This is a genomic window from Pseudomonas frederiksbergensis (assembly GCF_035751725.1).
In the GTDB taxonomy this organism is placed as follows: Bacteria; Pseudomonadota; Gammaproteobacteria; order Pseudomonadales; family Pseudomonadaceae; genus Aquipseudomonas; species Aquipseudomonas frederiksbergensis_A.
Genome location: NZ_CP142104.1, coordinates 3,284,957 through 3,298,334, shown reverse-complemented (window position 1 = coordinate 3,298,334; position 13,378 = coordinate 3,284,957). Strand labels below are relative to the sequence as shown.

Genomic DNA, 13,378 nt, shown 5'->3' with positions numbered 1-13,378 from the left:
GTTGCCATCAGAATCCAGAGGAGAGGGTTCGGCATTATAGATGGGCATATTTTTGTCGGATGTACCTGTAAGTTCTGACAGTAGCGCCCCTTTCTTTATGCTGGGGCTATGCGGTATCACCATCGAGGTGATTGAGTTTGAAAGAGCCAGACAGGGAGAACGCTATGAGTTACACAACGCGCGAATATAGGGGATTTGAGATTCGCGCCTATTCCGCCCATGGATGGAAAACGCGTCACCCTATTCCGCCGCCGGCCTGCTCGATGACCAGTCCAGCGAGAATCGCGACGGGGTCGGCCAGGCTCTGTCGCGACCGATGGACAAGGCCGATGTCCCGATGAAACGTATGCTGCCCAAGGTCAAGCGCTCGCACGCCCTTTGGCCAGGGCTGATGGGCTGAGGTCTGCGGCACCAGCGCGACACCTACGCCTTTTTCAACGAGCTTGATGATCGCGTCCAACTCGTCCAGCTCGCACACTTCGCGCAAGGTGAAGTGCATCTGCCGCAGGAAACGATCGACCTGCCTGCCACCGAAGGAAGAGCGGTCATAACGAATGAACGGCTGGCTGGACAGCAGCACCGACCAATCCTCACCGGGCATTCCACGGGGAACGATCAACCGGTAGGGCTCCAGCGCCAGAGTGGTCCAGCGCAGGTCGCTTTGCAGCGAGAACGGCGGGCGGATCATCACCGCCAGGTCGATTTCGCCAGCATCCACCAGGTTGATCAACTCAACCGACAGGCCCGGCACGATACGTGTTCGGCACTGCGGGCACTGTTGGTGGAACGTGGCGAGAGCGTCCGGGAGATAGGCGCGCTGGACGGAGGCGATTGCGCCGATGTTCACCAGTACGCCGGGAGGAAGCCCGGGCGTCGAGGAGCCGAGATTCTCGTAAAGGCGAATCAATTCTTGGGCTTGCAGGAGTATCTGGTGGCCCCGTTTGTTGAGGTGGGCCGAGCGTCCTTTGCGGTCGAATACTTCGAAGCCCAGCTCGGCTTCGAGGCGCTGGATCTGCGCACTGACCGCCGCCTGGGTGAGGCCTATCTTGTGCCCGGCGGCGGCGAAGGTGCCTTCGCGCGCGACGGCGATGAGGGTCTTGAGTTCTTTGATCATTCATCAACATTAGTTGTGTTTCTAAGAAATTTATATTGATTTTTTTGTTGTGCCTGCGCGGCTACGATGGGCTGCACGCGCCGTTGCGTTGCGACAAATAAAAAAACATCCCTGGAGTACCAATGAGCCTCTCACCTTTCCACCTTGCGATTCCTGTTTACGACCTGGCGGCAGCCCGCAGTTTCTATGGACAAGTCTTTGGGTTGGAGGAGGGGCGCTCCAGCGAGCAATGGGTCGACTTCAACTTCTACGGTCACCAACTGGTGATTCACGAACATCCCAAGACTGAATCCCAGGACAGCGTGCATAGCAATGCGGTGGACGGCCACGACGTGCCGGTGCCTCATTTTGGTGTGGTGTTGGGGTGGGCTGAATGGGAAGCGCTGGCCGAGCGATTGAAATCGTTTGGCATCGAGTTCGTGATCGAACCCTACGTGCGCTTCCAGGGCCAGGTGGGCGAGCAGGCGACGATGTTCCTATTCGATCCTTGCGGCAATGCGCTGGAGTTCAAGGCATTCAAGGACATGGGCCAGCTCTTTGCAAAATGACCAGGCGGCACAAAGGTCGCGCCGTTGCGGTCCTCGATCGGATTACAGCGACGCCCTGCGCACCAGTGGGCAATCCACGGGCTGGGTGCCTGAGATCTCGAGGGCCTCGATCAGGTGATTGGCCGCCTGGCGACCAATTTCGTAGTACGGCAGTTGAACGGTGGTCAGTGGCGGCATGAACAGTTCGGCGATGCCGATCATGTTGTCATAGCCGAGCACAGCCACATCGTCGGGAATTTTCAGGCCACGACCCAACAACAGTTGGTACGCGCAAAAGGCAATGCGGTCGTTGCCGCAGACCAGGATGTCGAATTGCGGGCGACCGTCGACGATGTGCCGATCGAGAATGGCGGCGGTTTCACCATAGGCATCGTGGTCGGAAAGGTCGTGTTGCAGGAGCGCGCCAGGCGCCAGCCCGAAAGCCTGGCAAGCGCGTTGCAAGCCTTGTTGGCGCAGGTGCCAAGCCACACTTTTCCTGGGTAGATTGATGCACAGCGGGCGCCGATAGCCTTGGCTCAGCGCATGATGCACGGCGCGATACTGTCCGGCTTCATCATCGGGTACATAGCTGACCAGTTGGCTGTCATCGGCCAGGCAATTGGCGAGTACCAAAGGCTTGCTCTTGAGTCGTTCGGGAATGCTCACCTGGCGCAACCCCATGGCACTGAAGATCAAGCCGTCGGGGCGGTGCGACAGCATCAGATTGATGTTCTGGTCGGTGGGCGGGTTGCTCAGCAGGTTGAGGATAAAGACGTTCCAGCCAGCCTGCTGCGCGGTCTGTTCGATAGACAGCAACAATTCGACGGCGAACGGCGTGGTCGCGGTGTCCAGTGCGAACACACCAATGGTGCGCGCCTGCAAGTTGTCGCCGCGCATCCTGCGCGCCGACAGGCTCGGTACGAACTGCAGTTCATCAATGGCGCGACGTACCCGCTCGAGGGTTTCGGGGCTCAGTTTATCCGGCGTGTTGAGCGCGCGCGAAACCGTCATCAGGGATACGCCGGCCAGCTGTGCAACGTCTTTCACGGAAGTCATGCGAAGTGCGGCCAGTCAGGTTGACGCCGAATCATGCCACAGCGCCCGCGCTTCTCGCGACTCGGATGACATGGCTCATAGCCAACCCGAGCCCAGCGGCCAGGCGTCGGCAATGGCCACGCGCCCGCCAGTGCCGTTGGCCAACAGTTTCACCCCGAGGCTGTCGGGCCGGGGATAGAGGCGACTGCTGAGGCTGAAGCGGCCGCTGTCCTCGAACACCTCGATGGACGAGCGATCGAGAAACACCCGCAGCTGCAGATGTGTTTGTGCCGGCCCTATCGGCACGCTGCGCTGACCGTTCACTTGCGCACCCGAGCGGCTGCGATCGAGCACCAAGCGTTGCAGTGCTGCGTCGTAGTAAAGCAGGGTCTGTTCCTGCCCATCGGCACTGCAGCGCAAGGCGATGCCCAGTTGGCCTTCGCTGCAACCGAGCAGATCCAGGTGAACATGGATTTCCAACCGGTCGCCCGTCACCTGCGGCACCCAGCGGCTGCCCGACTCCCCCCACGGCGCGATGCTCGGCAACGGCGCCTGGCGCAGCGCGACCAGTTCCCGCGCCGGAAACACGCCAAGGCGATCGCCCTGCAGTTCAAGCTCCCGGGGCAAGCCGAGCATGCCGCACCAGTGATGGGCCTGGCTCGGCATCGGGCTTTCCCACATGTCCAGCCAGGCCCATACCAGGCGCCGACCATCGGCGGCCACCAAGGTTTGCGCAGCATAAAAATCATGACCGTTATCCAGTTCGATAAACGGTCCACCCTCGAAGTGCCAATCGCTGTCGAGGCGGCCAATGCGATAACCGGTCTGGTACTTGTTGAGCCGTTCGTAACCCGACGGTCGCATGCCCTGGGGGGAATACAGCAGCACATCGCGCCCGTCCAAACGAAACAGGTCCGGGCATTCCCACATGTAGCCATCGCCTTCAGTGCCGCTGGACACGTAGTCGAGAAAATCCCAGGCATGCAGGTCGGTGGAGCGGTACAGCGGCAGCAGCGGTGTGTCGCCCAGGCGTGCGCCGACAATCAGGTACCAATAGCCACCTTCCTGCCAGACCTTGGGGTCGCGAAAGTGCATGATCGCGGCTTGGGGGGCGTTCTCGATGACCGCGCCATGCTTGACGAACCGGACGCCGTCGACACTGGTGGCCAGGCACTGGACCTGGCGGATGAAGCGTTCGTCACCCACGTCGCCCAACCAGGTGTGCCCGGTGTAGAGCAGTGCCAGGGTGTCACCACACACCACAGCGCTACCGGAAAAACAGCCGTCGCGGTCGAAATCGTCGCCCGGTGCCAGGGCAATGGGCAAGTGCTGCCAATGGACCAGGTCGGCACTCTTGGCATGGCCCCAGTACATCGGGCCCCATTTGGCGTCGAAGGGGTGGTGTTGGTAGAACACGTGGTACTCGCCACGAAAGAACACCACCCCGTTCGGGTCGTTCATCCAACCCGTCGGCGGGGCCAGGTGATAGTCGGGTCGATAGTCGTCGATGACGAGAGACTGACCTTCACGCAGCGCCTGCTGCGCACGTTCAAGGGAGGAGGGCATGGGGGCGTTCATGGCATCCACAGACACAGTCATAGGGCGCCTGCTTTTGGCGAGCGCTGCGGGACGTCCTCCGGGAGGACTTCAATAACGGCAGGAGGGCGTCTCAAGGCCGTGCCATCCACGTCGAACAGATGCACGTTGCCGAACGCCAGTTGCGGTTCAACCCGATCACCCACTCGCCATCCGGCGTTTACCTCACAGCGACAGATCAACGGTTCATCCTCGCCTGACTCCAGGTGCACGTAGGTTTCGCTGCCCAGGTATTCGACGCCGACCACGACGACCCCAGCGCTGCCTTGCGCCGCTTTGAGCGACACGTGTTCCGGGCGAATCCCCAGGGTCAGCGGACTGTTCGCCGCCAGGTGGGTGCTGTCGAAGGGAAGGGGCGTCATGCCTAATAATGGGCTGTCGATGTGGCTGGTCTCACCTGGGGTGTGCAGGCGCGCCGGCAGAAAGTTCATCTTGGGCGATCCCAGGAAACCGGCGACAAAGCGGCTGGCTGGACGCTCATAGAGTTCCCGTGGCGAGCCGACCTGCTCGATGCGACCGCCATTGAGCACGACAATCTTGTCGGCCAGGGTCATCGCTTCGACCTGGTCGTGGGTCACGTAGATCATGGTCGAGCCCAGGCGCCCATGCAGCCGGGCGATTTCGTTGCGCATCTGCACGCGCAGGGAGGCGTCAAGGTTGGACAGCGGCTCGTCGAACAACAGGATGTCCGGCTCCCGCGCCATGGCCCGGCCCATGGCCACACGCTGGCGCTGGCCGCCCGACAGTTCCCTTGGCTTGCGTTGCAGCAGCTTGTCCAACTGCAGGATCTGCGCGGTTTTCAGCACCCGCTCGCGCAGGCTGGTCTTTTCGGTCTTGGCCAACTTGAGGCCAAAACTGATGTTGTCGTAGACGCTCATGTGCGGGTACAGCGCATAGGACTGGAACACCATGCCGACGCCACGTTCGCGCGGCTCCAGGTCGTTGACCCGGCGTCCGTCGATCAGCAGATCGCCGCCACAGATCGAATCCAGCCCGGCGATCAGCCGCAGCAGGGTCGACTTGCCGCAGCCCGAAGGGCCGACGAAGACGACGAATTCGCCGGCCGAGATTTCCAGGCTGACGTCACGCAGAATGCGTGCGCCGCCCAATTGTTTGTTCACGTTATCCAACTTCAACTTGATCACGATGCTGTTCCTTTCTTGTCTGTGTTGGGCCTCAACCCTTTAACGCGCCGGCAGTAAGGCCGGAAACGATGCGGCGCTGGAAGATCAGCACCAGAATCACCAGTGGCACCGTGACCAGCACCGACGCCGCCATCAGCAGGCCCCAAGGCAGCTCATGGGGGCTGCCGCCGGAGATCAGCGCGATGGCGACCGGGACCGTACGTTGCGAGTCGGTCAGGGTGAAGGTCAGGGCGAACAGGAACTCGTTCCAGGCGGCGATAAAGGCCAGAAGCCCCGTGGTGACCAGTGCCGGCCAGAGCAGCGGCAGCAGCACGCGGGTCAGCGTGACCCAGGGTGAAGCACCGTCCATGATCGCGGCCTCTTCCAGCTCATGGGGCAGTTGGCCCATGAAGGTGGTGAGCACCCAGACGGTGAAGGGCAGGGTAAAAATCGTGTAGCTCAGGATCAACGCCCAAGAGGTGTTGTACAGGCCCAGGGCACGGATCACTTCGAACAGTCCCGACAGCACCGCAACCTGGGGAAACATCGAGACACCGAGGACCATCATCAGCACCGGGCCGCGCCCGCGAAACTTCACTCGGCCCAAGGCATAGGCGGCGGTCAGGCTGAGGAACAGCGCCAGCGTGACCACACACAGCGCCACCACCAGCGAGTTGCCGATCGCCCGCAGGAACGAAGCCTGGTTGAGCACGGCGGCATAGTTGGAAAAGTCCGGGTTGTCGATCCAGTAGCTGACCTGGAACAAGGCGCTGGACGGTTTCAGCGACGTCACGATGGCGTAGTAGAACGGGAAGACCGCATACACCAGCAAGATTCCGATCAGGCACCAGAAGCCGGCGCGCAACAGGGTTTTTTTCAGCAGGCGCGGGCTCATGAGCGCACCTCCAACTGACGGCGTCCGAGGTACAGGTAAGCCATGGCGATCACCGCCACGACCAGGAACAACAAGGTCGAGGCCGCGCTGCCGTAACCGACATCCTGGAATTCCACCAGGTGCTGACGGGCATAGACCGACATGCTCATGGTGCTCGACGAATTCGAAGTCAACACATAGATAACGTCGAAGACCCGCAGGGAGTCGAGGATGCGAAAGATCGCAGCCACCAACAACGCCGGCATCAGCAGCGGCAGGGTGACCCGCCAGAACACCCTGATCGGGTGAATGCCATCGACCCTGGCGGCTTCGTAGCAATCGCTGGGTAACATCTGCAAGGCCGCCAGCATCAGCAGGGTAACGAACGGCACGGTCTTCCAGACGTCGACGATGATCACGGCCCACATCGACAAGTCCGCGTCGGCGGTCCAGGCCAGGGGCGCATCGATCAGGCCAAGGCCCATCATCAAGTGATTGATGATGCCGAACTGATCGTTGAGCATCCACGACCAGATTTTCGCCGAGACGATGGTCGGGATCGCCCAGGGGATCAGGATCAACGCTCGCACCAGGGCGCGTCCGGTGAACTTAACGTTGAGCAGCAGCGCCACCAGCAGGCCCAGGACGATTTCCAGTCCCACAGACACCACTGTGAAATGCAAGGTGTTGCGCACCGCATTCCACCACTGTGGATCGACGAGCAGGCCTGACCAGCCGGCACTGCTGTGAAACAGGTAGTTGCTCAAGCCGACAAAGCTTGCATCGCCGGTGTCAGCCAGGCTGGCGTCGGTCAGGCTGAACCAGAAGGTGCGCAGCAGCGGCCAGGCCGCCACCAGCGCCAGGCACAGCAGCATCGGGGTCAGGAACAGCCAGGCGGCGCGAACGCGACGGCGTTGTACCGGCGTTTCCCGGGTGAGCAGGTACTCGTCGTCAGGGGCGAGCGTGGTGGAGACAGACATGGTGATTTCCTTCCTTGTGGCTTACCAGTTCCGGCGTTTGATCCGTGTGAGTTCGCTTTCCAGCTCGGCCAGGGCCTGATCCACCGGTCGCTCGCCGGCGAGCACGCCGTGCACTTGATCGAAGAACGCATTGGAGACCCGTGGATAGCGGTCGGCGGTGATCGAGGCGGGGCGCATGACGCCATCGTTGAGAATGCTGTGCAGTTGGCTGTAGTAAGGCATGGCCGCGAGCAATTCGGGGTCCTGGTAGAGCGACTCGATCACCGGGTTATAGGCGCCCACCAAGGCACGGTGTTTTTGCTGTTGGGCGCTGCTCAGGTAGCTCACCAGTTCGGCGGCGAGCTTGGGGTTGGCGCTGTAGCGCGACACCGCCAGGCCCCAGCCACCGAGGGTGGACGCGTGGGTGCCTGTCGCGCCGCCACGGGGCAGGGGAGCGACGCCGACCTTGTCCTTCACGGCGCTGTCCTGGCTTTGCACCAAGGCCCAGACATACGGCCAGTTGCGCATGAACAGCGCATTGCCCGACTGGAACACACCGCGTCCTTCTTCCTCGGTGTAATTGAGCACGCCACGGGGAGCGATGTCGCCGACCCAGCTTTTGGCCAAGGTCAACGCCGCCTTCGAGGCCTGGCTGTTGACCACAATGTCGCCTTGGGCGTTGACCAAACCACCTTGCGGTTGGCTGCTGATCCACTCCAGTGCATTGCACGTCAGACCTTCGTAGGCGCGCCCCTGGAACACATAACCCCAGGCATTGGCGTTGCCAGCATCGCGCTCGGCTTGCTGGATAGCCCTGGCGGTGGTGGTCATTTCTTCCCAGGTCTGGGGCACGGGCTTGTTGTACTTATCGAGCAAGTCCTTGCGGTAATACAGCAGCCCCGAGTCGGTAAACCACGGCATGGTCACCAAGCGCCCGTTCACCGTGGCGTTGTCCACCTGGGCCTGAAAGTAACCTTGGGTCGCGTTGGCAGGCAGCACTTCGCGCAGGTCCATCAGGTGCTTGGCCAGCATGCCCGGCCACACCATATCGATCTGGATGATGTCGATGTCGCTGGATTGCGCGCTGAGGATCTGCTGGTAGAACGACAGCCGTTCGGTCGCCGAGTTGGGCGTGGACACCACTTCGACGCTGTTACCGGTCTGCTTCGACCACGCCTCGACGGCTTCCTTGCACAGTTGCAGTTCTGCACCCACGGCGCCGCAGGAAATCGTCAGGTTGGCAGCTGTCGACAGGGACGGAAACCCGACGCAAAGGCCGATCAGCGCCGCCGGAAGCAGCGATTTGAGCTGTTTCATAAAGCCCTCTTTATTTTTGTTTTTGGGAAAGTTAACGTTAACATCGCCAAATGTAGCAGCGTATCAGCAATGAGGCATCCTTTTTTTCTTCAGGCTCGACAAGTCGGAACCTGGGCGAAAAGACCGGCTGCGGCAACAGAACAATAAAAACAAAACAGGGAAAATCCACATGCAGAAAGCATCAAGCTGGGTACTCGCAGGCGTGCTCGGCGCCTCGGCAGGCACCTCTCAAGCCGCCACTCTGGAAGAGCGCATGGCGGCGTTTGAAGCCCGTGCCAGCGCAGCGGAAAAACGCGCCGCCGCCGCCGAACAGCAGACACAGGCACTCGCCAGGGAATTGCAGCAACTCAAACTCGCCACACCACCGGTTGCTGCCGCTGTGGCGACGCCTACTGTCGATGCGCGGCTGGCAAAACTCGAAGCCAGTCAGCACCGCACGCAAAAGCCGGGCAGTGGCGCAAACCTCACCGACGGCTTCAGCTTCAAGGGCTACGCCCGCTCCGGTCTGCTGATCAACGATGGGTTGGGCGGTGGGCGTGGCGGTCCGTACACCACGCCGGCCGGGTCTGTCGGTGGCGCCGTCGGGCGACTCGGTAACGAGGATGACACCTACATGCGCATCGACCTGTCGAAGGAGCTATACGCGCAGAACGGCACTCGCTCCAAATTCACAGTGTCCATTGCCGATGGCGTGGAGAGTTCCAACGACTGGACCGCCGAGGAAAGCAACCTGAACGTGCGCCAGGTGTTCACCGAACTCGATCACCTTGCGGCCTTCAAGGGCAACGCGATGTTCGAAAACTCCACGTTGTGGGCCGGCAAGCGCTTCGACAGGGACAATTTCGACATCCACTGGCTGGACTCTGACGTGGTCTATCTGGCCGGCACCGGCGGCGGCATCTATGACATACAGATGACCAAGGACTGGCGCTCGAACTATTCGTTGATCGGTCGCAATTACGGGGATTTCAGCGAGGGCGGCGTCAATGCCGACGTGGAAAGCTACATCCTGACCTCCAACCAGTTTTTCGACGGCGGGCAGTGGCAGTGGATGTTCAACGCCATCGGTTCGAAGAAAAACGACGTTGGCACTCGCAACAATGAAGCGGGGCTGACGCCGGCAGATTCCGGCTTGCACAGCATGGTCGCCAATCACCAGAAGGATTTTTTCGGCCGTGAAGGTTTCTTCAAGTCGGCGCTACTTTATGGTCAAGGCTTGGGGGCTGAGGTCAAGAACGTCGGCGCTGATGGTGAACTGATCGACGACGCCCGTGCGCTGCGTCTGGCGCTGTACGGCGAAACGCCCCTGGCGCCCAACTGGCGCATCGGCCCGAGCCTACTGGCTGAGCAAAGCAAGGATCGCTACGTCAAGGATGACGATTATCGTTGGATGACTTTGAACGTGCGGTTGGCCAACGAAATCAACAGCAATTTCGAGATGGCCTACGAAATCAGTTGGCAAACCATGCAGCTCGATCCCAAGGGTTACCTGCAACGTAATGCGGTCGACGGCAACTTCTGGAAGTTCACGGTCGCCCCGACCTTCAAGCCTGACTTGGGCGATCTGCTCACGCGTCCTGAGCTGCGTCTGTTCGCCAGCGTCATGAACTGGTCCTCGGACCTGGACAGGTACAGCACCAGCGATTCCTTTGGCAGGACTGATTTCAACGCTGGCGGTGTGTGGCAGTACGGTATCCAGATGGAAACCTGGTTCTGATGCCTCCCCGTTGAAACCTGAGGGGGCTCGCTCGCAATAGCGGCATTTCAATCAACAAGGGTGATGACTGTGAGAGCCCTATCGCGAGCGAGCTCGTACCCTTGAATTTGCTGGATCAATGACCGTGGACCGTCACGCGATTGCGCCCGGTTTTCTTTGACGTGTACAACGCCTGGTCGGCCCTGGCGATGAGTTCGGCATGATCGTTCGCCGGCGCGCTCAGGTCGGCCACGCCCAGGCTGATGGTGAAACGGATGTCCTGGCCGTTGTACTGCACCCACAACTGCTCGACGGCCTGGCGCAGGCGCTCGGCGAAAATCCGTGCGCCGGCCTTGTCGGTGTCCGACAGCACCACGCCGAACTCCTCGCCGCCGTAACGCCCGGCCACGTCGGACTCGCGTACGTGCTCATGCAACAGCGCGGCGACCTGCTCGATCACCTTGTCGCCGGCCTGGTGGCCGTAGGTGTCGTTGACCTGCTTGAAATGATCGATGTCCAGCATCACCAGGCTCAGCGCATTGCCGTAGCGCTGGTGACGGGCGTAAGCCGCTTTCAGGCTGCCTTCCCAATGGCCGCGGTTGTACAGGCCCGTCAGGCGATCGGTGCTGGAGAGCAGTTGCAGTTGGGCATTGGCGGCCTGGATCTGATGACGATTGGTGGCGACGTCGGTGACGTCATAGATCACCAGACAGATGTGGTTGATCCGGTTGTCGGGCGAGCGCAGTGGCAGCAGCGTGGTGTTCTGGTACATGAACTCTTCCTGGCCGGTGATCGGCTGGTAGCTCTTGAAGCGCATCAAGTACGGGCGCTGCTCCCAGACCGTGAACGCGGGGGTGCCCAGGGTGGCGACGCTTTCCACCTTGCGGCTGAACCATTGGCGATCGATTTCCGGGAACAGGCTGAAGAAGTTCCGGTTCTGGGCATCCTTGGGCTGGACCCCGGAGCGGTTCTCCATGAAGGTGTTCCAGACCTGCACGCGATACTCGCGGTCGAGCACCACCACGCCGACGTCGATGCTCTGAACGATCGCCAGCAACCAGTGGAATTCGTTCAGATCAATGGTTTCGGTCATGGCTCAGCTCATCAGGTAGGCGAGTTTGTGGGTCAGCCGCTCGATGGAGTCCTCCGTGAACAGCAGCAACAGGTCGAAGCGGATATCCTGGCCTTCCAGGCCGTAGCTGATTTCCACCGCCAGGGTCTTTTTCCAGTGGACGCGGTTTGCCCGGATCAATTCCTCGATGGCTGCGTGCTGGCCGAGGATCTGCGGATGACCTTGGGAGAAGACCACGTCGATCTGCTCGGCGATGCTGCTCAGGCATGCGCCGATCAGGATGCTGGAAAGGTCGACGAGCATTTCCAGGTCGGAGTAGTCGGTGCTTTCGCGCTGCATCAGCTGAGCGATGTCAGCGATTTCCGAGTCGTGGAAGATCAGCAGGGCTTCGCCGGCAATGCCGCTGCCGATAAAACCCTGGCATATGGCGGTGAGTTGCTGGGAACTGCCGACGTCGTTCAAGGCCATGTGCAACTCGCCGACTTCGAGCACGTTGACGTTCGGCACCGGCAGTTGCACGAAGACCCCCAGCACCTTGGCAATCAACGCCGCAGCTTGGCCGATGGCAACGTTGACCGTTTCGCGAAACGCGTCCTGGAAGCTGATCGCCGCGTTCGATGCCGGTCGGTCCTGCAGCGGCGCCTTGCCGGGTTGGGTCAGCAGGCCCACCCGGTTGAGGGTCTGGCGCAGTTCGTTTTCGTCGAACGGTTTTTTCAGGAAGGCCAGGGCGCCCAGCTCATGGACGCGGCGCACGGCCTCATCCTGGACGTCCCCGGAAATCACGATGACTTGCGCCTTGAGGCCTTCGGCGCGCAAGGCGCTGAGCACTTGGTAACCGTCCATCTCCGGCATGGTCAGGTCGAGCAGCACCACCTGGCCCAGGCCCTGGCGTATGGCATCCATCGCCTGGCGGCCATTAACCGCCTCGGTGACTGAAACCGGCCAGTCTTGCGGCAGGGCACGCAACACTTGCTTGCGCGCCATGGTGGAGTCGTCGCACACAACCAGGGGAATCAACGGCACTGGCATGCCCAACGACGTTCAACTGCGGGGAAGGTCCTTCCTACATCACTCATAGGCGGCAGTGGCCCTCTGACTATCGAACGGAATGCAATCTGTAGCTTCTTTAAAAACTGGACCATTAAGTCAAAGGCGTCAAATGCACTTCGTCATTTAACGCAATCGTGCCGGGCTCACGCCGAGTCGCTGCTTGAACGTTGTCGTCATGTGCGCCTGTGAACTGAAACCGCAGGCGTGGGCAATCTGCGCCAGCGTCGCAGACGAGTCGCGTATCAGCGCCCGGGCTTTGGCCAGGCGCCGGTCGATCAGGTAGCCATGGGGACTTTTGCCCGTGGCGATCTTGAACGCCCGCATGAAATAACCTTCGGACAATCCCAGCAACTGCGCCATCGCCGACACGCCAAGGGGTTGATCCAGGCTGGCATCGATGAACTCATCGAGCAGGCGCATCCGGCTGTCGGTCATCGAGCCCTGGGTGCGCGTCGTCTGGGGTTTGCCCGGCGCCACGCGTTCGGCCAATCCCAGCGCCCAGGCTTCCCAGTCGTCTTCGAACGAGCCGTGCAGCAGCGCCCGGCGCATGCGTTGCGCAAGGGCGCTGGCGCGTGAGTCGAGGCGATTATTGAAGGCGTGGTCCCCCGCCAGCGCAACGCGGTCGGTACGTATCAAGCGCAGGTATTCGCCGCCCACGGGGGACTCCGAGTACACGTCGCACTGGGCCGGCACGAACGCCAGGCCGTTGGGCTTGGCGTAGAACGGCTGTACCCGGTCGCTGCCGATGGCGTGCAGGCCTCGCTGACTGTCGAACGCAAAACCGATGGCGGCCTGGGGTGCGACGTATCGGGCCGCATAGGCGCAGCCGGGGAGCAATTCGATCAGCCACGGGCCGGCCTCGATGCGACGGGTCGATTCAGGCGGGCGCGGCGGCTGCGGACGATTTCGATGGCTCATGAGCCCATAGTAGTGAAGCGACGGGATAAAAGTCAGGTCAGTTTTCTGAAAGCCAGGGTTCGGCGCCCCTGGCTAGACTGGTCGAAACTAAAGGAG

Annotated in this window: 12 protein-coding genes; 2 read left to right on the top strand and 10 right to left on the bottom strand. The window is 61.2% G+C overall.

Annotated elements, in window-relative coordinates:
* Positions 1-235: 235 nt before the first annotated feature.
* On the bottom strand, positions 236-1,114 hold the full coding sequence (locus tag VQ575_RS14570) for a LysR family transcriptional regulator (RefSeq protein WP_039589870.1): 879 nt from the start codon (positions 1,112-1,114) through the stop codon (positions 236-238).
* 122 nt (positions 1,115-1,236) lie between these two features.
* Between VQ575_RS14570 and VQ575_RS14565 the strand changes: the two genes are divergently transcribed.
* Positions 1,237-1,662, top strand: coding sequence for a VOC family protein (locus tag VQ575_RS14565; RefSeq protein ID WP_039589871.1), 426 nt, complete (start codon positions 1,237-1,239; stop codon positions 1,660-1,662).
* Between the two features lie 42 nt (positions 1,663-1,704).
* Here VQ575_RS14565 and VQ575_RS14560 read toward each other — a convergent pair whose 3' ends face one another.
* From VQ575_RS14560 to VQ575_RS14535, 6 genes are all read right to left on the bottom strand, one after another.
* Positions 1,705-2,697 (bottom strand): LacI family DNA-binding transcriptional regulator, encoded by a 993-nt coding sequence (locus VQ575_RS14560; RefSeq protein WP_325917767.1) that lies wholly within the window; start codon positions 2,695-2,697, stop codon positions 1,705-1,707.
* A 75-nt stretch (positions 2,698-2,772) separates the two neighbouring features.
* Positions 2,773-4,242 carry a glycoside hydrolase family 32 protein gene (locus VQ575_RS14555; RefSeq protein WP_411829888.1) on the bottom strand — a complete coding sequence of 490 codons (1,470 nt, stop codon included), beginning with the start codon at positions 4,240-4,242 and terminating at the stop codon, positions 2,773-2,775.
* Between the two features lie 29 nt (positions 4,243-4,271).
* Positions 4,272-5,417, bottom strand: a complete 1,146-nt coding sequence (locus tag VQ575_RS14550) for an ABC transporter ATP-binding protein (protein WP_198726383.1) — start codon at positions 5,415-5,417, stop codon at positions 4,272-4,274.
* A gap of 31 nt (positions 5,418-5,448) precedes the next feature.
* On the bottom strand, positions 5,449-6,291 hold the full coding sequence (locus VQ575_RS14545) for a carbohydrate ABC transporter permease (protein WP_198726381.1): 843 nt from the start codon (positions 6,289-6,291) through the stop codon (positions 5,449-5,451).
* On the bottom strand, positions 6,288-7,250 hold the full coding sequence (locus VQ575_RS14540; protein ID WP_198726379.1) for a carbohydrate ABC transporter permease: 963 nt from the start codon (positions 7,248-7,250) through the stop codon (positions 6,288-6,290). The genes VQ575_RS14545 and VQ575_RS14540 overlap by 4 nt, the downstream gene beginning before the upstream one ends.
* A gap of 21 nt (positions 7,251-7,271) precedes the next feature.
* Positions 7,272-8,546: an ABC transporter substrate-binding protein gene (locus VQ575_RS14535; protein ID WP_325917763.1), complete on the bottom strand. Its 1,275-nt coding sequence runs from the start codon at positions 8,544-8,546 to the stop codon at positions 7,272-7,274.
* A 169-nt stretch (positions 8,547-8,715) separates the two neighbouring features.
* On the opposite strand from VQ575_RS14535, the gene VQ575_RS14530 reads away from it, so the two are divergent.
* Entirely contained in the window at positions 8,716-10,263 is a 1,548-nt protein-coding gene (locus VQ575_RS14530) for a carbohydrate porin (RefSeq protein WP_325917762.1), read from the top strand.
* A 115-nt stretch (positions 10,264-10,378) separates the two neighbouring features.
* Here the strand turns inward: VQ575_RS14530 and VQ575_RS14525 are convergent, their stop codons facing one another.
* From VQ575_RS14525 to VQ575_RS14515, 3 genes are all read right to left on the bottom strand, one after another.
* Complete coding sequence (locus tag VQ575_RS14525; protein WP_039589872.1) at positions 10,379-11,335, bottom strand: sensor domain-containing diguanylate cyclase; 957 nt, start codon at positions 11,333-11,335, stop codon at positions 10,379-10,381.
* A gap of 3 nt (positions 11,336-11,338) precedes the next feature.
* Positions 11,339-12,343 (bottom strand): response regulator, encoded by a 1,005-nt coding sequence (locus VQ575_RS14520; protein WP_039589873.1) that lies wholly within the window; start codon positions 12,341-12,343, stop codon positions 11,339-11,341.
* A gap of 144 nt (positions 12,344-12,487) precedes the next feature.
* The gene (locus VQ575_RS14515; protein ID WP_325917761.1) at positions 12,488-13,282 is read right to left on the bottom strand and encodes a helix-turn-helix transcriptional regulator; all 795 of its coding nucleotides are present in this window, start codon (positions 13,280-13,282) and stop codon (positions 12,488-12,490) included.
* Positions 13,283-13,378: the final 96 nt, after the last annotated feature.

Excerpts from the sequence above, each read along its gene's own strand:
- VQ575_RS14525 (WP_039589872.1), bottom strand. The coding sequence starts at position 11,335 with ATGACCGAAACCATTGATCTGAACGAATTCCACTGGTTGCTGGCGATC.
- VQ575_RS14560 (WP_325917767.1), bottom strand. The coding sequence starts at position 2,697 with ATGACTTCCGTGAAAGACGTTGCACAGCTGGCCGGCGTATCCCTGATG.
- VQ575_RS14530 (WP_325917762.1), top strand. The coding sequence starts at position 8,716 with ATGCAGAAAGCATCAAGCTGGGTACTCGCAGGCGTGCTCGGCGCCTCG.
- VQ575_RS14540 (WP_198726379.1), bottom strand. The coding sequence starts at position 7,250 with ATGTCTGTCTCCACCACGCTCGCCCCTGACGACGAGTACCTGCTCACC.
- VQ575_RS14545 (WP_198726381.1), bottom strand. The coding sequence starts at position 6,291 with ATGAGCCCGCGCCTGCTGAAAAAAACCCTGTTGCGCGCCGGCTTCTGG.
- VQ575_RS14535 (WP_325917763.1), bottom strand. The coding sequence starts at position 8,546 with ATGAAACAGCTCAAATCGCTGCTTCCGGCGGCGCTGATCGGCCTTTGC.
- VQ575_RS14570 (WP_039589870.1), bottom strand. The coding sequence starts at position 1,114 with ATGATCAAAGAACTCAAGACCCTCATCGCCGTCGCGCGCGAAGGCACC.
- VQ575_RS14520 (WP_039589873.1), bottom strand. The coding sequence starts at position 12,343 with ATGCCAGTGCCGTTGATTCCCCTGGTTGTGTGCGACGACTCCACCATG.
- VQ575_RS14565 (WP_039589871.1), top strand. The coding sequence starts at position 1,237 with ATGAGCCTCTCACCTTTCCACCTTGCGATTCCTGTTTACGACCTGGCG.
- VQ575_RS14515 (WP_325917761.1), bottom strand. The coding sequence starts at position 13,282 with ATGAGCCATCGAAATCGTCCGCAGCCGCCGCGCCCGCCTGAATCGACC.
- VQ575_RS14555 (WP_411829888.1), bottom strand. The coding sequence starts at position 4,242 with ATGCCCTCCTCCCTTGAACGTGCGCAGCAGGCGCTGCGTGAAGGTCAG.